Genomic DNA, 17,934 nt, shown 5'->3' with positions numbered 1-17,934 from the left:
ACCGGTCGAATTCGTATGACGCAGAGTGCCATAGCGATGCACAATGGGTTGGTGGTGAACGGGGGACCTCAGCTCATTGCGTTGGATATCGACGGGACGTTGCTGCAGCCGGGGTCGGCGATCAGTGAACGGGTGGTCGATGCCGTGCGGGCTGCCGTGGGCGCGGGGGCGCATGTGGTCGTCACGACCGGGCGGACTTTGATGACGACGCGGCCGGTGCTGGAGGAGCTCGGCTTGGTCGACGGACATGCGTTGTGCTCCAACGGTGCGGTGCACATCGATGTGGCGAAGGGGGAGCCGGTGGCCGTGCAGACATTCGATCCGGGGCCCGCCGTTGCCGCCTTGCGCGCGCTGTTCCCGGAGATGATTTTCGCGGTGGAGAAGGTGGGCGTCGGCACCTGGGCCACCGGGGTCAGTCCGGGCGAATTCTCCATCGGTGAATACGTTCTCGTCGATGACGGTGCGTTGAGCAGCGAGCCGACCCCGCGGCTGAACGGCTGGTGGCCCGAGGGTTCGTTGGAAGAGATGCTGCGCCTGCTCACCCAGCTGCGCGTGCCCGGTGCGAGCTGGGTACACGGCGAATTCGGCCCGTGGCTTACCGTTTCGCGCCGCGGTGTCTCCAAGGGCTGGGCGCTGGAGCGGCTGCGCACCGCGCTCTGCGTCCCCCGCGCCGCGACCCTAGCCATCGGCGATGGCTACAACGATCGCGAAATGCTGCACTGGGCAGGGCATTCCGTGGCGATGGCGAATGCACCGCACGAGGTCCGGGACTGGGCGGACGAAGTCGCCGACGATGTGGCCGACGACGGCGTCGCCAAAATCCTGGAACGCTGGTTCGGGGCCTGATCCGGCCCCGCGAACCCGCACCGCCTGGGCGGCGTTATGCGGACCCGGTCTTCGCCAAGATCTCGAGGTAGTGCGGGTTCTGCATGATCCCTAGGACGTTTCCGAACGGATCCACCACCGACGCGGTGATGAAATCCCCACCGCCGCGCGGCGTGACCGGGTCGTACTCCTTGGCTCCCAGTGCCAGCAGTCGGTCGAAACTCGCCTGCAGATCGTCGACGTGCCAGTGCAGGATGGCCCCGCCGGCCTGATTCTGCGCGCCCGCCGGAGCGAACTTGCGATTGATGATCCCGAGTTCGTGCTGATAGTCGCCGATGCGGAATTCGTAGTATCCGCCGGGCACGGCGTAGTAGGGCTCGAAGCCGAGGACCTCGGTGTACCAGTTCTTCGCGGCCTCGAGGTCGTCGGCATAGAACGAAACGGTGGCCATTCCTCGCAACATCTTGGTCTCCTCGGATCGGGTGTTCTTGCTTGTGGGATCAATCATTCCGATCAAAGTGCTCACCGAATGAGCACTTTTTTGGGCAGAATTGTGACCATGCGAGCGGACCGATTGGTGGCGACCCTGTTGTTGATGCAGACCCGTGGACGGGTGACGGCCGCCGAGATCGCCGCCGAACTCGAGGTATCGGTCGCGACCGCGCGCCGCGACCTGGAGGCATTGTCGGCCGCGGGTGTCCCGGTATATCCGCAGCCGGGTCGCGGTGGCGGCTGGTCCCTGGTCGGCGGCGCGCGCACCGATCTCAGCGGGTTGACCGAACCGGAGGCCCGCGCACTGTTCCTGCTGGCCGGACCGTCCGCGAGCGCGGTGCCCGAGGTGAAGTCGGCGTTGCGAAAGTTGGTGCGCGCCTTGCCGCAGACTTTCCGCACCGACGCCGAGGCGGCGGCCGATGCGGTGGTCATCGATCCCGCGCGCTGGGGTGAGCGCGATCAGGAGCGACCGAAGCTCGTCGGATTGCTGCAGCGCGCGGTCGTCGAGCGCCGCAAGGTGCGCATGGACTACGAGCGGGCGGGGCAGCGCAGTCAGCGCATCGTCGACCCGTGGGGCCTGGTCGACAAGGATGCCGTCTGGTATCTCGTCGCCGGCACCGATCGCGGCCGCCGCACCTTTCGCGTCGACCGCATCCTGGATGCCGAGATCACCGACGAAACCACCCACCGCCCTGCGGAGTTCGATCTGTCGACGGCATGGGAGGAGGTCGTCGGCGAGGTCGAACAGCGTCGCGCCGCCACCTCCGCCAAAGCACTCATCGCAGCGCGACTCGTGCCGATCCTGCGCAAGCAGCAGGGCCGACATTGTGAGGTGGACGGTCCGGTCGCCGATGGTCGCGTCCAGGTCCGGGTGACCGCCCCGACACCGCGCATGATCGCCGAGCAATTGGCGGGCTGGGGCGCCGAAATCGAGGTGCTGGCACCGCGATCGGTACAGGCGGAGCTGGCCGTCCTCGGTGCCGAACTCGTCGATCGATACGGCGGACAACGCGCGGTGGAATGAGTTTTGCACGCAACCAATCCGGATGCGAAGAACCACGGAGGAGGAGAACACCACCGGGCCGCGCCGGAGCACATCTGCTCAGGCGCGGCCCGGCGTCGGTCAGTGTGCGGGCTCCCGCGTCGGCAGTCGTTCGGCCAACGCGCGGACCATTTCGGTGGCCACCACCGCATGCCCACTCATGGTGAAGTGAATGAGGTCATCGCTCATGACCTCGGGGCGCAGCCGGAGCGGATGGTCCCAGAACTCCACCAGGATCGCGTCGTAGCGCGCGGCCAGGTCGCGCACGATGTCGTTGAGCGCCGACATCCGTTCCCGCATCGGGCGCATTGGTGCCATTCGCTCCACCTCCCACACGTCGGCGAGGGTGAACGTGCTGATCTGAGCACCGCTGCGAGCGAGCGCGCCGAACAGTGCGTCGAGATTCGCGCGCAACTTGTCGAGGCTGCCGTCCGGAACGAACAGATCGTTTCCGCCGCAGCTGATGTGCACCAGGTCGGGCTCGAATTCGAGCACGCGCGGCAGTTGGTCGGCGAGCACCTGGGCGGTCGTCGCGCCGATTCGGCCGGTATTCAGGTACGCCAGTGCGGGATTCGTCGCTGTCAGCACTGCGGCGACGCGATCGGCCCACCCGAGGGTGTCGTAGCCGGGACTCGGGTCGCCGACGCCCTGTGCGATCGAATCCCCCAGCACCGCATAGCGTTGCCATGGGGCGGCGGCGAGCAGGTCGCGTGCCGCCGCGGTGGACAGCAGCATCGGATCATTGGCTTCGGTGCGAATATCGTTGTGTATCAAGGTGACTCCTAGGTCTCGGCGGGAACAGCGACAGCCGGGACCGGTATGCGCGCCGGAATGGCCATCACCACGGCGGCCACGCCACCGATGCCCGCACAGACGGCGAACAGCGTGTGGAAGGCGGCCAGCGCATCGTCGGCATTGGAGGCGAAAACCGCGGCGAGTACGGCGACACCGAGCGCGCCGCCCACCTGCCGTGCCGTCAGATTCATTCCGATACCCGCCGCGAAGCGCTGCGGCGGAAGCGAACTCGCGGCCGCTGTGCCCAGTACGGTCACAACGATTCCGACGCCACCGCCGCCGAGCAGTCCGGCGGGCGCCCATGCCGACCACAAGGCCGGTGTCGCACCGAAGGAATCGGTGCTCATCCAGAGTGTGCTGCCGGTGTACATGAGCGCGCCGAGGACGCCGAACCAGCGTCGGGTGGTCGGCGCCGTGATGCGACCGGCGAGGGTCGCGGTCACCATCGAGGACACCGCGCCCACCGTGAGTGCGGCGGCCGAACCGAGTACCGAGTACTGCCAGATCCCGTCGAGGAACAGTGGACCGGCGAGCAGCCAGGCGAACATGGTCGCGCCGAAGATGAACGAGGCGGCATTGGCCAGCGCGTACGGCCTGCTCTGCCACAGTTCGACCGCGATGGCCGGATTGTGGTGGCGCGCAGAACGAATCAGCGCCGCCGATATCAGCAGCGCGCCCACACCGAGTGCGGTGAGGGTGCCGGGTGCGGTCCAGCCCCACCGTTGACCCTCGGTGACGCCGGCGACCAGTCCGCCGAGGCCGAGGGCAATGGCGACGGTCCCGAGCGGGTCGGGCATGGCACTGCCCGGTTGTCGGGTATCGGACACCGGAATGCGCAGTCCGGGCGCGATCAGCACGATCGCCACCGGAATATTGATCACGAATACCGCACGCCAGCCGAACGTCTCGACCAGCGCGCCACCGATCGCCGGACCCACCACGGCGGCGAAACCGCCTGCGGCAGACCAGGCTCCGATGGCCGCGCCGATCTTCTCACGCGGGGTGACGCTGAGCACCAGTCCCAGCGCGGACGGCACCATCAACGCCGCCGTGGCGCCCTGCAGCAGGCGACCGGCGATGAGCCAAGCCGCGGTGGGCGCGAGCCCGCACAGCAGGGAGGTCAGCGCGAAACCGGCCAGTGCGATCAGGAACAGCCGGCGCCGCCCGAGGGCGTCGGCGAACCGGCCCGCCGGGGTGAGCAGTGCCGCGAAGGCGATCGCGTAGCCACTGACGACCCAGGTGAGTGTGGTCGTCGCGGTATCGGGGAAGTCGCGGGCGATGGAGGGGAAGGCGATATTGACGACGGACAGGTCGAGGAAGGCGATAAACGCTGCGCCACAGGCGATTACGAGCGTTCGCACGGCGGCTTTCGTGGTCGGCGGACTGTCGGTCCGCGCGGACACTTCGGTCATGGTGGAGATCCTTCAGCGGGAGCGGGCAACAAAGCGTACGATCGTTCGTATAATTAACGTACGACCGTACGTTCGTATTTGCAAGCGCCGAGTGGAAGAATGTCGTTATGACCGAGTCGACGATCACCCCAGAGCACGACCAACGCCTGGTGAAGGGCGCGCGATCGCGGGCATCGATCGCCAGACGCGCCGCCGACCTGGCCTCCGTCGAGGGGCTGACCGGCCTGAGTATCGGCAGGCTGGCCACCGATCTCGGCATCAGCAAGAGCGGCATCGCCACCCTGTTCGGCACCAAGGAAGCGCTGCAGGTGGCGGCGGTCAAGTCCGCCCGTGCGGCCTTCGTCGAACGCGTCATCGCCCCCGCCATGACCGAACCGCGCGGCCTACCGCGCCTGCGCACCCTGATGGACCGCTGGTTCGACCACATCATCGACCCGACCTTTCCTGGCGGCTGCTTCCGCGTCGCCACCATCGCCGAGTTCGACAGCAGACCGGGTCCCGTCCGCGACGCCATCGCCGAAGACCACGCCGACTGGCTCACCTTCTTGGCCGGGCAGATTCGCCACGCCCAGGACGAGGGTCACTTCACCGGTCGTAATCCCGACGCCATCGCCTTCGAACTGGACGCCCTGATCAGCGCCGCCAACACCGCCCGGCAAATGGGCGACGACCACGGCGTCACCACTGCCCGCGCCATCGTCGATTCTCTGCTCGCCTGAAGCGCCGATCGCTACTGAGCGCCGCCAGGTCAGTGCTGGGAGTTCCCGAAGCCGATGGCGATGGCGCCCCACCAACAAATCTGCGATATCGCACCGGATGCTGCGCCCCAGATCAGCAGTCGTGTCGTCAGGGGCGTCGAAACATGGTTGGACAGGCGTTTGCTCAGGATCATCGCCTGTAATCCGTTGATGGTCAGGATGAGGATTAGCGTCATCTTGATGCGCGTCAACGTCGAATCCAGATTCGGCTCCAGCAGGCATCCGCTGACGATCAAGCCGAGGAGGCCGATCCAAATGGGCGCATGCAGGCGTGACATTCCGGCCACGGCTTCGGTGAGGGTGCTCCGCCCGGCCAGCCACAGCAGCATCAGATAGTCCGCGACCAGGACGCCGCCGAAGCCGAGTACGAGGGCGGCCAGATGAGCGAACAGTCCCGCCGTGTGCAGCTGTTGATCGACATCGAGGTGGACCGCGACCCATAGGGCGGCAGCGAGCGTCAGGGTTGCCAGCAACCCTGCGGCACTCACCATCCACCACGAATCATGGAGTGCCAGTGGGCGTTCCGGATCGTTCTCCGGCCATCTGCGCCGCAGCGTCGGGCCGGGGTCGTGCTCGCCCCAGAGGGTGGCGGCCGCTGGCGTTCTCGGCCGCACCACGATAGCGGTGGTCGAGATCGGACCAGGTGCTTCGTTGATCCGACCATCGGACATGGGGCCTCCAAGAGCGCTCAAAAACAATTTCTTAGGAAAGGCTAATCTATGTCTTCGGTCGGGTAAAGACAGTGGATCATCCGTGCGGGCAGGCGCGGACCGGGTGTGAGGATTAGATGAGAATGGCCCTGGCGCTGGGGATGAGCATCGGCTCGGCGAACTCGGTATCCGCCGCGATGGCCGCGGATCCGGCGGATCCGGTGGTGACGACCCGACGCACCACGGTGACCTTCGATGGCGGTGCCGAACCGCACGTCGGCGCGGTCCCGCGGGACACCTCGGTGATCGCTGATTTCGCTGACCTGGCCGCCGCGCGGAATCCGGTGGTCATCGTCGGCGGACGAACCTGGACCTGCGCGGATCTGGTTGCGGCAGTGGCGAATCGGATGCTCGAGGCGGCTGATGTTTCGGCGATGCGGACCGTATTCGCCTATCCCGCTGTGTATTCCGGTGACCAGGTGGCCGAACTTCGGCAGGCGTTGGACCGTGTGGGCGCAACAGTAGCCGCGCTGGTGCCGGAGCCGGTGTCCGCAGTCGCGTGGCTGGAAACCGCCGGTGTGGCAGGGGGATCCGAGCTGGTGTTGGTCTACGATCTCGGCGCGAGCAGTCTCGATATCGCGGTAGTCGCGGTGGAGGCTGGCGCTGGCAGGCTGCGCGGACGACCGGTGCGTTCCTACGATTTCGGCGGCAGGCACTTCGACATCGCCATCGCCCGCTACGTCCACGACATCGCACCGGACGACAAGTCTCGTAGCGCGGTGACATTATCCGCCGACGATATCTCCGAGCTACACACCCGGCAGTTGCGCGAGTCGGTGCGGCTGGTGCACGAATGCGTCCGTGCGGCCGGAGCCACGATGCCCGATATCGATTGCATCCTGCTGATCGGTGGCGCGGCCCGGCCCGCACTGGTGGCACGCGTGCTGGCCGACGAACTCGGCCGACCGGTCGTGATGGGGCCCGATCCGGCGCATACGGTCGCACTCGGCGCGGCACTGCTCGCGGCCCGTGCCGCCGAATCGGACGGTGGCACAACGGTTACGCCCGTGGTGCGCCGAGTGCCGCGCGTCGCCGCGTTGGCAGCAGCGGTGCTCACCGCCGGTCTGGCTCTCCCCGCTGCTTACCTATTCGGACGACTTGCCGACCATGCGGCGGTAACAATGGTTGCTCCGACCAGCGTCCCCTCCGCACCGCGGCATGGCCCGCGCCCCAGCGCGCTGCCCGCTGGTGCGGACGCGAGCGTGCAACCCGTCGCTCCGCCGAAAGCGCCCCTTGCCGACAACCCCATCGTGCCGCCAGTGCTCGCCCTCCCCGCAGTGTGGCGGGCGGCTCCGCCAATTCCTGCGGCCCACGACATCTCGCCCGCTCGCGCCGCTACGCCATCGGAAGATGAAGCGACCGCAACGGCCGCGACGACCGACTCCCCGTCCGCGCCCGCATCGCTCGCCGATGCCGTGCCTTCGGGTACCGCCGGTTCCGTGCCTTCGGGTACCGCCGGTTCCGTGCCTTCGGGTACCGCCGGTTCCGTGCCTTCGGGTACCGCCGGTTCCGTGCCTTCGGGTACCGCCGGTTCCGTGCCTTCGGGTGCGGCTGGTGGCATGCGTTCGGGTGCGGCTGGTGGCATGCGTTCGGGTGCGGCTGGTGGCACGGGTTCGGGTGCGGCTGGTGGCACGGGTTCGGGTGCGGCTGGTGGCACGGGTTCGGGTGCGGCTGGTGGCACGGGTTCGGGTGCGGCTGGTGGCACGGGTTCGGGTGCGGCTGGTGGCACGGGTTCGGGTGCGGCTGGTGGCNGTGCGGCTGATGGCATGCGTTCGGGCACTGCTGATGGCACGCACCCGGGTGCGGCTGACGGCATGCGTTCGGGTGCGGCTGACGGCACGCGTTCGGGCACTGCCGACGGCACGCGTTCGGGTGCGGCTGACGGGACGCATTCGGGCACTGCCGACGGCATGCGTTCGGGTACGGCTGACGGGACGCATTCGGGTTACGGCCGACGGCATGTATTCAGGCGCTGCTGACGGCACGCACCCGGGTGCGGCTGACGGCATGCATTCGGGCACTGCTGACGGCACGCATCGGGTGCTGCTGACGGGCACGGATCCGGGTGCTGCTGACGGCACGGATCCGGGCACGGCCGAGACCGTGCCTTCGAACACAGCCGTCACCGATTCGTCCTCGAGCTCTGCCAACCCGAGTGACACATCGTCGGGCGCTTCCGCCTCGAATTCGTCCTCGAGCCCGTACGAGTCGACCGACACGTCATCGGCGCACGCGGCGACCGGATCGACGGATAGCAGCCCGTCGTCGTCCACTTTCGATTCGGCATCGAGCTCCGATTCCGCTGCCGCGTCCAATGATTCGGCGCAGTCCGCACCTGCGGCCGCGCCGTCCACACAGTGACGACGGATCGGCGAGTCCGGACTCGAGCTGTCAGTCGGTGAACGGCGGGCGGTCGCGACGACGCCGAAGCGGCGGCTGCCGAATTCGCCTGATAGATAGGAACTTTGCGGTTAGGATCGGCGGATTTCGCGGGGGGTGGCGCCGTAGCGGCGGCGGAAGGCGGTGCTGAAGGAACTGGCGGAGGTGAAGCCGAGTCCGGCGGCGAGGGTGGCGATATTCCAGTGGTGGTATGCGGGATCTCGCAGTCGTCGATAGGCGAGTCGCAGGCGCTCTTGCTTGATGAGTTCGCGGGGTGTGGTGCCGCCGTGCTGGAGCGCGAGTTGGACTTGGCGTAGCGACCAGCCGAGGGCGCGGGCGACGGCGGCCGGGGTCAGCTCGGGGTCGTGGGCATTGGTGCGAATGTAGTGGCGGACTCGGGATTCCACGTCGGTGAGATGACTGTGTTCGGTTGGGTGGTCGCCGACGATGTGCATGCACAGCAGCTCGACCAGGCGCTCGGATACGGCGTCGAACTGGCGGGGCGTGAGAATGTCGCGCTCGGCGACCAGGCCCGTGGCGAGGTCGGCGACCACTCGTCCGAGCCCCGAGGTCAGGTCCAGGAGCGGTTCGGGTGGCGTGGCGCGGCCGAGACGATGGTCGACCTCGCCTCGGGGAATGGTCATGGTCAGTCCCTCGGTGCCGGCGATCTGACTGAACGCGAATGGTTGATCGATGGTCACCAGGGCGCCGACGCCGGGCGGCATGGGTACGTGCTGGTCGTCCTGCCAAATCGTGACGTACCCGGTCGTCGGCAGCATCAGGCGATAGTCCTCGTCGGCGTCTTCGCGCACATGTCCGGCAGTGCGGTAATAGGTGACGGCATCGGCCTGCCATCCGACGATTTGGTAATTGTCCGTGCGGCGCAGCGCTACCCGTCCGTGGAAGTCGGATCGACTGGGAAATGCGTAGCCCACGCGTCGGCGGTGGCACGACTGGATCAGTTCGCCCCAGTAGTCCGTGCGCTCGTGTGGAGCGACGGCGCTAGTGGTGGCGGTCTCGATGAGGTCGACTCCGTCTTTCATTGGCATCATCTCCCGCCATCGATCTATCACCACGCCGCGTACCGGTTGGTCTGGTGCCTTCATAGAGTGGCTCTACTCGCTGCGCACTAAACGTGGTGCAGGACACGGCCGAGGTTGCGCACGGCGGCAATTCCCCTGCGCTCACTGGCAATTGGAGCGCACCGCCCGCCCATAACATCGTGATCTCACGATCGCGGCAATTTCCGGGCGATGGCTGCTGGGCACGTCCGACGGGATGCATAGGAACTTTGTGGCCATCACCGACATCAAGGCATTCGCCCACCTCACCGAGGCCGACATCGAGGCTTTCGGTCGCGAACTCGACCAGATCCGGCGAGATATCGAGCAGTCACTCGGACAACGCGACGCGGACTACATTTGGCGCGCCATCAGGATTCACCGCGGCCTCGAGGCGGCTGCGCGTCTGTTGTTGTTCGCCGGGCGATATCGGGTGCCGCGACTGGCCGGGACCGTGATGTTGGCGGCCGCCAAGTCCATCGAGATGATGGAGCTGGGCCATAACATCAGTCACGGTCAGTGGGATTGGATGAACGATCCCGAAATCCATTCCACCAGCTGGGAGTGGGATTTCGTCGGCCCGTCCGGCCAGTGGAAGCATTCGCACAATTTCGTTCACCACACCTACACCAATGTGTACGGCTTGGATGAAGACCTCAGCTTCGTGGTCCAGCGGATGAGCCGCGATGAGCCCTGGCGTCCGATCCACCTGATCCAACCCGTGACGAGCCTGGCCATCGCGGCAGGGTTCGAATGGGCCATCGCCGTGCACGACTGGGCGCTCGAGCGCCGCCACACCGGCGTCCCCCGCGGCCAGCTGCGGTCGAAGCCGAACATCGAGTTCGCGCGAAAGATCGCCCGCCAGCTCGGCAAGGACCTGCTGCTGTTCCCGGCGCTGAGCGGTCGAGGGTTCGAGTACACGCTCGCGTCGAACGCGTCGGCGCTGCTGCTGCGGAACCTGTGGTCCTACCTGGTGATCATGTGCGGGCACTTCCCCGACGGCGCTGAGAAATTCACCACCGAGCATATGGCGACAGAGACCCGTGGTGAGTGGTATCTGCGGCAGCTGCTGGGTACCGCGAACTTCACCGCCGGCCCGGTGCTGGCATTCATGAGCGGCAACCTTTGCTACCAGATCGAGCACCACCTGTTTCCCGACCTGCCCAGCAACCGCTACTCCGAGATCGCCGAGCGAGTCCGCGCGCTGTGCGACAAGTACGACCTGCCCTACACGACCGGCTCGCTGCCCACACAGTTCTGGCTGGCTTACCGCACCGTGTGCAAGCTCGCGCTGCCGGACCGGTTGCTGCGCCGCACACCCGACGACGCCGCGGAAACCAGATCCGAGCGGAAGTTTCTCGGGATTCGGTCCACATGGCAGGCGAGCGATCCGATCACCGGCGCACGGCGGGGGCTGCGCACCGCTCTGGCCGCGACCGACTCATCGAGGCGGTCGGCGGGTCGCGGTCGGTGGTTCCGGCGGCGATGGATCACCTCGATCGCCGGTGAGCGCTGACAACAGTGGCTCGGTGTCCTACGCGCTAAACGTGTTGGAGGACACGGACGCCATTTCGCTCAGCGAAAACTTCTCTGCGCTCACCGGAAATCGAAGTCCGCGCACCGCCCCTACCATCGTCATCTCAGCAGGACACGGCCGAACGATGAGAGGTAACAGCCGATACGGCAACGGTTATCTGTTCGGGCAACACCGACGCCTGCTGACCGGGTGTGGGTCCACCCACTTCCTGAACACGACATCACACGATTACAGCTAGAGGAGTTCTGCGTGAGCAACGCAATGAAGATCGTCGCGGCCTGTGCGGGGGCGGCCGGAATCGCGACCGGGGCAGCGTTTTTCGTTCCGGCTACCGCTTCGGCGGCGTCGTACGGCAATCAATGCGGTGCCGGGTACAACGTGATCGATACCCACGAGTTGAAGGGCGGCACGATCTTCCTCACCTATAACGGGGAGAAGAATTGCGTCGTCACGGTGCGCGATCAGCCGGGCGCGCCGGTGCGGATGGCGGCCGGAGTCGAACTGTCCGAAGGCAAGAAGAATGTGGCCATCGATGAGGGGCAGTTCACCGAATACGCCGGGCCGGTATACGTTTCCGCGAAGGGCCGGTGCATCGACTGGGCGGGAATCATCGGCGATGACAAGTGGGAGATCTTCGACGTGCACTGCCAGTGAGCCACTGAGTCATAGAAAGGGTCCTCATGCGTAAGACGAATAGGCTCCTCGCCGGAATCGCAATCGCCGCCGCCTCGATCGGATGCACCGTCGCCACCGCCGCCACGGCCTCCGCCGAACGCGGCGAAAGCGGTTGCTTCTCATACTCTTATGAGCCCGGCACCTTCACAACCACGGTTTACTACCACAATCGCTGTGGGGTAATGCGCAAGCTCACGATCTACCGCTCGAGCAATTCGCCCTGCAACGACGACAAGATCGAGCTCTACGTCGACGCCGGTGCGAAGGGCGACGAGGTGGTCCGCTGCGGCGACGTCACCGACGTCGTGGGTGAGTAAGCGCGCCCTAGTGCCGAATAGTGCGGCGTCACGATATATTCCGTGAGGCAACACGCCGGCAGACCGACGAGTCTTGCCGCGGGCGTTGCACCACGCCCGCGGCAAGACTCGTCGCTGCGTGCAATTGGCTCTTGTCGAAGGTGGTGCGCCCGTCGCTGACGACCTCGGCCAGGGCGGGTCGGGACAGGCGAGCTGTCCTCCTCAGGTTCTTCTCCGGACCGAACACCACCGCAAGACGCGGGGTCTGGGCTGCGAGGTGCTCAGACAACGCCCGTGCGGCTGACCACGGCATTTTCGCGTTCATTAAGGTCCTGGAAAGCGTTGCGGCGCAACCTCCTAGCAGGTTCATATACCGACCGTTTCGGTTCGAGTCTCGAGGAGGATGGCGGCATGCGCGTGCGATTCGCTCACCTGTTCGTCGTCATCGGTGTCGCCGTAGCAGCTCTCACGGGTTGCGCCACAGTGGGCGACCAGGTGCGATCAACAATCGCGAGCAGGACAACCGCACAGATCCCATCGCCTGACGCGGACGACTATCCCGAGCGGCCGGTCGCCATGCCGACCGGGCAGCAGGTCGCCGACCTACCGATCGAGACCAGCGCGCAGGTCCTGTGCGCCGCCGCGACTCCGCAGCAATGGCAGGCGATTCTGGGTGAGCCGGTTACTCTGCGGCGAAAGCACATCGGCGGCTGCGAAGTCTTGACCGCCGGACTGCGGGCGTACGTATCTTTGTCCGACAGCGCGTTTGGCGCCGGACAGCCGCGACCTGCGATCGCGGGCAGACCGGCCTATGACGAGGTCGTCAAAGGCGGCCAATACCAGTTGGCCAAAACCGATTTGGCGATTCGGCTCGTCGACGACCTTCCGACAGGCTGGGACCTCCGACCCATGCTGAAGGTCGAGGTTGCCGCCGGCAACCATCAGGTCGAAAGCACCGAACGGCAAGCTCAGCAAGCTGCGGAAATGATCGTGCCCCGCCTGATCGGACCTGGGCCACGGCTTCCTGGTTCGGGCGTATACGTCTCCACCCCACCGACCCACGGGGTCAGCATCCTCGACCTCGCCAGACAAGTGCGCGTCAATCAACTGTGCACCGTGGCGCTCGACATCATCGGACCCACGCCATCAGGCACGACCATCTCACCGGAAGAGGACTTCTGCCACATCGGCTATACCAGCCGCCACGAATCCACAGACCCTTTCCCGCATTGGTGGTCTTACACGATCAGTTTCGACTCGCAGCCCTACAGTCCTGCGGAAAACGCGGAACCCGGGCAACTGCAATCCGATGGCGAAGCCTTCGCCGTCCGTCTCACCTCGGCACCCGGACCACGACCGCTGAAGATCACCGTAAGCGGCGACAACGGCCCGCTGCCGATCGCACCCCGCGAATTCGCCCAACGCCTCGTGACCAGCCTGCTCGTGAACTAGATCGCCAACCATGCCATGCCGATTCCCGCGTCATCGTGGACCGCGACCACTTGCGTTGCGGACACGTTCGTAATGTCTATCGTTCACACGGGGGACTTCGGTGTGCGACCGGAAACCGTTCCCCGCCAACCGATTCAGGAAGTGGTATGAGCGTCGAGGAACGTTGGGATGAGATTCGGGCGGTTGTCGCGCGAGGGAAACGGTCTAGCGGGCACTTTGCGATCGCGTCGGTGGACGCGGACGGTGCGCCGCATGTGACGCCGGTGGGAACGGTCTTTCTCCGTGACGACCAGACCGGCTTCTACTTCGATCAGTACACGAGCGCATTGGCGCGCAATGTCGACGCCGACCCGCGGGTGTGCGTTATGGCCGTCGATACCGGATTCCTGTTCTGGTTTCGCTCGCTATTCCTCGGCCGCTTCATCGCTGCGCCCGGTGTGCGCTTGTACGGAACCGTCGGCGCCCTACGACCCGCGACCCCATCGGAACTCGAACAGGTCCGGCGCAGCGTCCGCATCACGCAATGGCTGAAAGGCGGCAAGCTCCTCTGGTCCAACTTCAGCCACGTCCGCGACATCACCTTCACCGACTTCCGCCCCGTCCGCTACCCCGTAATGATGTCCCACCTGTGGGAGGGCGGGTGATCAAGATCAGGTGGCACTGGTGGCGGAGGCTTCTCGGGCGATGCCGCCACAGCTTCCACGTGATCACACGTCCAACTGAGGTCAGGCCGATAGGGGTAGGACGGCGGTGAGGGCGGTGTCGTAGTGGTTCCAGATGATGTTGGCTAGGGTTGGGTGCGGGCCGATGACCTGCGCGTGGGTCAGATCGGGCGCTGCGGCTTCGAGGCGATCGGTGAGCAGGCCGGGTGCGAGGAACCATGGCGCCACCAGCACGCGCTCGGCGCCCCTGGCGTGCAATCGCGAAACTGCCTGGGCGAGAGAGGGGTCGGTGGTGGCGAAGCAGATCTCGGTGCGCCAGCCGGTGATCGCGGTGAGCTGCCGCGCAACGGTCGCGGTGCGGGCATTGGCGGCCGCCGAGGACGAACCCACCGCCGCGACAGCGACGCCGACGTTGCGATCCATGCCATCGACCGCGAGCACCCGGTCACGCAGGGCCGCGATCAGCCGCGCGTCGGGCCCGAGGACGTCGGCTTGGGTGAGCTGCAGCCGCGGATGACGAACGCGAGCCGCCGCGAGCAGCCCGGGCAGATCCACTCGCGCGTGGAAGGCGTTGCCCAGCAGCAGTGGTGCCACTACCGCATGCGTATGTCCTTGCGCCGCAACGGCATCCACGACCTGATCGACCGACGGCGCGCTCAGATCGAGAAATGCGAGCCGGACGTCGAGATCCGGTCGGGCGGCGGCGATATCGGCGACGACCGCCGACATGGTCGCCGCCGAGCGCGGATCACGACTACCGTGCGCGACCGCGATCAACGCGGGCCGGTGGTCGACCGGGGTCGTCAGCAGTTCGAGCTGCGCCCACATGGATCTACCGCCCGGCAGCCCCACGGCCGAGACAGCGCCGCTGCCGGGCGAATTCACCTCAGGCTCCGACCTCGACCGCGGTCAGCACGTCGCCGACCAGACCCGCGGCCAGCGTATTGCCACCGGCCGGATCGATGAGCAGGAAGCTGCCGGTGTGCCGGTTGACGCGGTAGTCGTCGGCCGCGATGGGTTCGGCGACCCGCACCGAGATCCGGCCGATGTCGTTGAGCTCCAACGACTCCGGGTTCGGCGCCGCGGTCAGATTCTGCTCGTCGAACCGCTCGACGATCGCGCCGACGATCGCCTGCGTGCTGCGCGTTCCGTGCTTGAGCAGCAGTCGCGCGCCGGGGCGCAGCGGCTTATCGCCCAGCCAGCAGACGGTCGCGTCGAACGAGTCGATCGGCTCCGGGGCGTCGGCGGGCGAGGCGATGATGTCGCCGCGCGAGATGTCGACATCGTCGGCCAGGATCAGCGTCACGCTGCGGCCGACCTGCGCGACGGCGAGTTCACCGTCCGGCGTATCGACCCGCTCGACGGTGGAGCGAATTCCCGAGGGCAGCACCACGATTTCGTCGCCGGGCGAAACCGAGCCCGCCGCGATCTGGCCCGCGTAGCCGCGGTAGTCCGGGTATTCGGCGGTGCGCGGCCGGATCACGTACTGCACCGGGAAGCGCAGCCCCAGGGCGTGCGCGCCCGAGCTGTCGGCGTCGACCGGCACCGATTCGAGATGCTCGATCAGCGACGGCCCGTTGTAGTACGGGGTGTTCTCCGAACGCGACGCGATGTTGTCACCGTGCAGCGCGGAGACCGGAATCTCCAGCACGTCCTCGCTCGACCAGCCGAGAGTGCTGGTGAGCCTGTTGAATTCGGCCGAGATCTGCGCGAACACGGTCGCCGGATCATCCACCAGGTCGATCTTGTTGACCGCGAGCACCAGTTTCGGCACGCCGAGCAGCGCCAGCACCGCGGCATGTCGACGGGTCTGCTCGATGACACCCTTGCGCGCGTCGACGAGCAGGATCACCAGCTGCGCCGTGGACGCGCCGGAGACGGTATTGCGGGTGTACTGCACGTGCCCGGGGGTGTCCGCGAGCACGAAAGACCGCTTGGGCGTTGCGAAGTAGCGGTAGGCGACATCGATGGTGATGCCCTGTTCGCGTTCCGCGCGCAGCCCGTCCACGAGCAGCGAAAGATCCGGTGTGGCAAGGCCCTTGTCCACCGACGCCCGGGTGACGGCGTCGATCTGGTCGGCCAGTACGGATTTCGTGTCGTAGAGCAGCCGTCCGACCAGGGTGGACTTACCGTCGTCGACAGAACCGGCGGTGGCCAGCCTCAATAGGTCGGACATGTCAGAAATAACCCTCTCGTTTGCGGTCTTCCATCGCGGCCTCGGACACTCGGTCGTCACCGCGGGTCGCACCGCGTTCGGTCAAACGGGACGCGGCCACCTCGGCGAGGATCGCCTCGTTATCGGCCGCGTCGGAAAGAATTGCGCCGGTGGAGGAGCCGTCGCCCACGGTGCGGTAGCGCACCGAGCGGGTCTCGAGCACCTCACCCTCGCGCGGGCCGCCCCACACACCGGGCGTCATCCACATGCCGTCGCGCTGGTAAACCGGACGCTCGTGCGAGTAGTAGATGCTCGCCAGATCGACATCCTCACGGGCGATGTAGCGCCAGATATCGAGCTCGGTCCAGTTGCTCAGCGGGAATACCCGGACATGCTCGCCGGGTGCGTGCTTGCCGTTGTACAGATTCCACAGTTCGGGCCGCTGCCGCTTCGGATCCCACTGCCCGAAGGCGTTGCGCAGCGAGAAGATGCGCTCCTTGGCGCGCGAGCGCTCCTCGTCGCGGCGGCCGCCGCCGAAGACCGCGTCGAAGCGGTGCTCGGCGATGGCATCCAGCAGCGGCATGGTCTGCAGCGGATTGCGGATACCGTCCGGGCGCTCGGTCAGGCGACCGTCGGCCAGGTAGTCTTCGACCTTCGCGACATGCAGTCGCAGGCCGTACTTTTCGACCACCTTGTCGCGGAACTCCAGTACCTCGGGCAGGTTGTGCCCGGTGTCGACGTGCAGCAGCGCGAAGGGCAGCGGCGCGGGCCAGAAGGCCTTGAGCGCCAGGTGCAGCAGCACCGTGGAATCCTTACCGCCGGAGAACAGGATCACCGGCCGCTCGAATTCGCCTGCCACCTCACGGAAAATGTGGATCGACTCCGATTCGAGCGCCGCGAGGGTGTCGAAATCGGTGATGCCCAGTGAACGTGTGCTGATGGTTTCGGTCATGACTGGTGTAACCCGCATTCGGTCTTGGCGAGGCCAGCCCAGCGGCCGCTTCGCGGATCGGATCCCGGCTCCGGCTTCCGGGTGCACGGAGCGCAGCCGATGGACGGATATCCCTCCTCCACCAGGGGATTGACGAGGATGCCGTGCTGTTCGATGTAGGCCTGCATCTCGTCGTCGGACCAGGCGGCGATCGGGTTGATCTTCACCAGTCCGAACGCCTCGTCGAACGAGATGAGCGGGGCGTTGGCCCGGGTCGGGGCCTCCACGCGGCGGATGCCGGTGACCCAGGCGTTGTAACCGCCGAGCGAGCGCTTCAGCGGGACAACCTTGCGCAACCGGCAGCATTCACCGGCATCACGCGCGAACAAATCCTTGCCGAGCAACTGATCCTGTTCGGCCACAGTGTTTTCCGGCCGCACATTGATCACGTTCACCCCGTATACGGCCTCCACCGCGTCCCGGGTGCCGATGGTCTCGGCGAAGTGGTACCCGGTGTCGAGGAACAGCACATCCACACCCGAATGCACTTGCGCCGCAAGGTGAACCAGCACGCCGTCCTGCATGTTGGAGGCGACGATGTAGCCGGTGCCGAAGTTGTCCTCGGTCCATTGCAGCAGCTCCAGCGCCGAAGCGTCCGGCCCGAGTTCGGCCGCGCCTTTTTCGGCGATCGCCCGCAACTCGTCTTCGGACAGCTTCGCGGGCAGGTCCGCCGTTACTTGATCTGTTGTCAC

General features: G+C 66.4%; 18 protein-coding genes. 9 read left to right on the top strand and 9 right to left on the bottom strand.

The annotated features are described in order from the left end of the window. The first annotated feature begins 15 nt into the window (after window positions 1-15). On the top strand, window positions 16-846 hold the full coding sequence (locus ACHQ4I_RS33885) for an HAD family hydrolase (RefSeq protein ID WP_420775962.1): 831 nt from the start codon (window positions 16-18) through the stop codon (window positions 844-846). A gap of 34 nt (window positions 847-880) precedes the next feature. Here the strand turns inward: ACHQ4I_RS33885 and ACHQ4I_RS33880 are convergent, their stop codons facing one another. Next, window positions 881-1,288 (bottom strand): VOC family protein, encoded by a 408-nt coding sequence (locus tag ACHQ4I_RS33880; RefSeq protein WP_420776078.1) that lies wholly within the window; start codon window positions 1,286-1,288, stop codon window positions 881-883. Window positions 1,289-1,384: 96 nt separating this feature from the next. Between ACHQ4I_RS33880 and ACHQ4I_RS33875 the strand changes: the two genes are divergently transcribed. Beyond that, complete coding sequence (locus tag ACHQ4I_RS33875) at window positions 1,385-2,341, top strand: helix-turn-helix transcriptional regulator (protein WP_420775961.1); 957 nt, start codon at window positions 1,385-1,387, stop codon at window positions 2,339-2,341. A 99-nt stretch (window positions 2,342-2,440) separates the two neighbouring features. Here ACHQ4I_RS33875 and ACHQ4I_RS33870 read toward each other — a convergent pair whose 3' ends face one another. Then, window positions 2,441-3,133 (bottom strand): SGNH/GDSL hydrolase family protein, encoded by a 693-nt coding sequence (locus ACHQ4I_RS33870; RefSeq protein ID WP_420775960.1) that lies wholly within the window; start codon window positions 3,131-3,133, stop codon window positions 2,441-2,443. An 8-nt stretch (window positions 3,134-3,141) separates the two neighbouring features. Next, window positions 3,142-4,566 (bottom strand): MFS transporter, encoded by a 1,425-nt coding sequence (locus tag ACHQ4I_RS33865; protein ID WP_420775959.1) that lies wholly within the window; start codon window positions 4,564-4,566, stop codon window positions 3,142-3,144. 107 nt (window positions 4,567-4,673) lie between these two features. On the opposite strand from ACHQ4I_RS33865, the gene ACHQ4I_RS33860 reads away from it, so the two are divergent. Then, the gene (locus ACHQ4I_RS33860) at window positions 4,674-5,285 is read left to right on the top strand and encodes a TetR/AcrR family transcriptional regulator (RefSeq protein ID WP_420775958.1); all 612 of its coding nucleotides are present in this window, start codon (window positions 4,674-4,676) and stop codon (window positions 5,283-5,285) included. 29 nt (window positions 5,286-5,314) lie between these two features. Here ACHQ4I_RS33860 and ACHQ4I_RS33855 read toward each other — a convergent pair whose 3' ends face one another. Beyond that, window positions 5,315-5,995: a hypothetical protein gene (locus tag ACHQ4I_RS33855; protein WP_420775957.1), complete on the bottom strand. Its 681-nt coding sequence runs from the start codon at window positions 5,993-5,995 to the stop codon at window positions 5,315-5,317. A gap of 116 nt (window positions 5,996-6,111) precedes the next feature. On the opposite strand from ACHQ4I_RS33855, the gene ACHQ4I_RS33850 reads away from it, so the two are divergent. Then, window positions 6,112-8,013 (top strand): Hsp70 family protein, encoded by a 1,902-nt coding sequence (locus tag ACHQ4I_RS33850; RefSeq protein WP_420775956.1) that lies wholly within the window; start codon window positions 6,112-6,114, stop codon window positions 8,011-8,013. A 492-nt stretch (window positions 8,014-8,505) separates the two neighbouring features. Here the strand turns inward: ACHQ4I_RS33850 and ACHQ4I_RS33845 are convergent, their stop codons facing one another. Then, complete coding sequence (locus ACHQ4I_RS33845; RefSeq protein ID WP_420775955.1) at window positions 8,506-9,456, bottom strand: AraC-like ligand-binding domain-containing protein; 951 nt, start codon at window positions 9,454-9,456, stop codon at window positions 8,506-8,508. 250 nt (window positions 9,457-9,706) lie between these two features. Here ACHQ4I_RS33845 and ACHQ4I_RS33840 point away from each other — a divergent pair, with 250 nt between their 5' ends. The 5 genes from ACHQ4I_RS33840 (at window position 9,707) to ACHQ4I_RS33820 (ending at window position 14,078) form a co-directional block, all read left to right on the top strand. Continuing rightward, on the top strand, window positions 9,707-10,990 hold the full coding sequence (locus tag ACHQ4I_RS33840; protein ID WP_420775954.1) for a fatty acid desaturase family protein: 1,284 nt from the start codon (window positions 9,707-9,709) through the stop codon (window positions 10,988-10,990). A gap of 270 nt (window positions 10,991-11,260) precedes the next feature. Beyond that, window positions 11,261-11,665, top strand: a complete 405-nt coding sequence (locus ACHQ4I_RS33835; protein ID WP_420775953.1) for a spore-associated protein A — start codon at window positions 11,261-11,263, stop codon at window positions 11,663-11,665. A 26-nt stretch (window positions 11,666-11,691) separates the two neighbouring features. Continuing rightward, on the top strand, window positions 11,692-12,003 hold the full coding sequence (locus tag ACHQ4I_RS33830) for a hypothetical protein (protein ID WP_420775952.1): 312 nt from the start codon (window positions 11,692-11,694) through the stop codon (window positions 12,001-12,003). 273 nt (window positions 12,004-12,276) lie between these two features. Continuing rightward, the gene (locus tag ACHQ4I_RS33825; protein ID WP_420775951.1) at window positions 12,277-13,434 is read left to right on the top strand and encodes a hypothetical protein; all 1,158 of its coding nucleotides are present in this window, start codon (window positions 12,277-12,279) and stop codon (window positions 13,432-13,434) included. A 146-nt stretch (window positions 13,435-13,580) separates the two neighbouring features. Continuing rightward, window positions 13,581-14,078, top strand: a complete 498-nt coding sequence (locus ACHQ4I_RS33820; RefSeq protein ID WP_420775950.1) for a pyridoxamine 5'-phosphate oxidase family protein — start codon at window positions 13,581-13,583, stop codon at window positions 14,076-14,078. 81 nt (window positions 14,079-14,159) lie between these two features. On the opposite strand, the gene ACHQ4I_RS33815 is transcribed toward ACHQ4I_RS33820, so the two are convergent. The 4 genes from ACHQ4I_RS33815 to ACHQ4I_RS33800 are packed head-to-tail and all read right to left on the bottom strand — an operon-like array spanning window position 14,160 to window position 17,934. Then, window positions 14,160-14,924, bottom strand: a complete 765-nt coding sequence (locus tag ACHQ4I_RS33815; RefSeq protein ID WP_420776077.1) for a sirohydrochlorin chelatase — start codon at window positions 14,922-14,924, stop codon at window positions 14,160-14,162. A gap of 58 nt (window positions 14,925-14,982) precedes the next feature. Continuing rightward, complete coding sequence (locus tag ACHQ4I_RS33810; RefSeq protein WP_420775949.1) at window positions 14,983-16,272, bottom strand: sulfate adenylyltransferase subunit 1; 1,290 nt, start codon at window positions 16,270-16,272, stop codon at window positions 14,983-14,985. 1 nt (window position 16,273) lies between these two features. Next, window positions 16,274-17,203: a sulfate adenylyltransferase subunit CysD gene (cysD, locus tag ACHQ4I_RS33805; protein ID WP_420775948.1), complete on the bottom strand. Its 930-nt coding sequence runs from the start codon at window positions 17,201-17,203 to the stop codon at window positions 16,274-16,276. Continuing rightward, entirely contained in the window at window positions 17,200-17,934 is a 735-nt protein-coding gene (locus ACHQ4I_RS33800; protein WP_420775947.1) for a phosphoadenylyl-sulfate reductase, read from the bottom strand. The genes cysD and ACHQ4I_RS33800 overlap by 4 nt, the downstream gene beginning before the upstream one ends.

Source organism: Nocardia nepalensis (genome assembly GCF_048910785.1).
Classification (GTDB): Bacteria; Actinomycetota; Actinomycetes; order Mycobacteriales; family Mycobacteriaceae; genus Nocardia; species Nocardia nepalensis.
The sequence above is the reverse complement of the archived record's forward strand: the minus strand, read 5'-3'. Positions and strand labels throughout refer to the sequence as shown.

Coding starts and splice junctions, on each gene's coding strand:
- ACHQ4I_RS33885 (WP_420775962.1), top strand. CDS start 16: ATGACGCAGAGTGCCATAGCGATGCACAATGGGTTGGTGGTGAACGGG.
- ACHQ4I_RS33880 (WP_420776078.1), bottom strand. CDS start 1,288: ATGTTGCGAGGAATGGCCACCGTTTCGTTCTATGCCGACGACCTCGAG.
- ACHQ4I_RS33875 (WP_420775961.1), top strand. CDS start 1,385: ATGCGAGCGGACCGATTGGTGGCGACCCTGTTGTTGATGCAGACCCGT.
- ACHQ4I_RS33865 (WP_420775959.1), bottom strand. CDS start 4,566: ATGACCGAAGTGTCCGCGCGGACCGACAGTCCGCCGACCACGAAAGCC.
- ACHQ4I_RS33860 (WP_420775958.1), top strand. CDS start 4,674: ATGACCGAGTCGACGATCACCCCAGAGCACGACCAACGCCTGGTGAAG.
- ACHQ4I_RS33855 (WP_420775957.1), bottom strand. CDS start 5,995: ATGTCCGATGGTCGGATCAACGAAGCACCTGGTCCGATCTCGACCACC.
- ACHQ4I_RS33845 (WP_420775955.1), bottom strand. CDS start 9,456: ATGAAAGACGGAGTCGACCTCATCGAGACCGCCACCACTAGCGCCGTC.
- ACHQ4I_RS33830 (WP_420775952.1), top strand. CDS start 11,692: ATGCGTAAGACGAATAGGCTCCTCGCCGGAATCGCAATCGCCGCCGCC.
- ACHQ4I_RS33820 (WP_420775950.1), top strand. CDS start 13,581: ATGAGCGTCGAGGAACGTTGGGATGAGATTCGGGCGGTTGTCGCGCGA.
- ACHQ4I_RS33815 (WP_420776077.1), bottom strand. CDS start 14,924: ATGTGGGCGCAGCTCGAACTGCTGACGACCCCGGTCGACCACCGGCCC.
- ACHQ4I_RS33810 (WP_420775949.1), bottom strand. CDS start 16,272: ATGTCCGACCTATTGAGGCTGGCCACCGCCGGTTCTGTCGACGACGGT.
- cysD (WP_420775948.1), bottom strand. CDS start 17,203: ATGACCGAAACCATCAGCACACGTTCACTGGGCATCACCGATTTCGAC.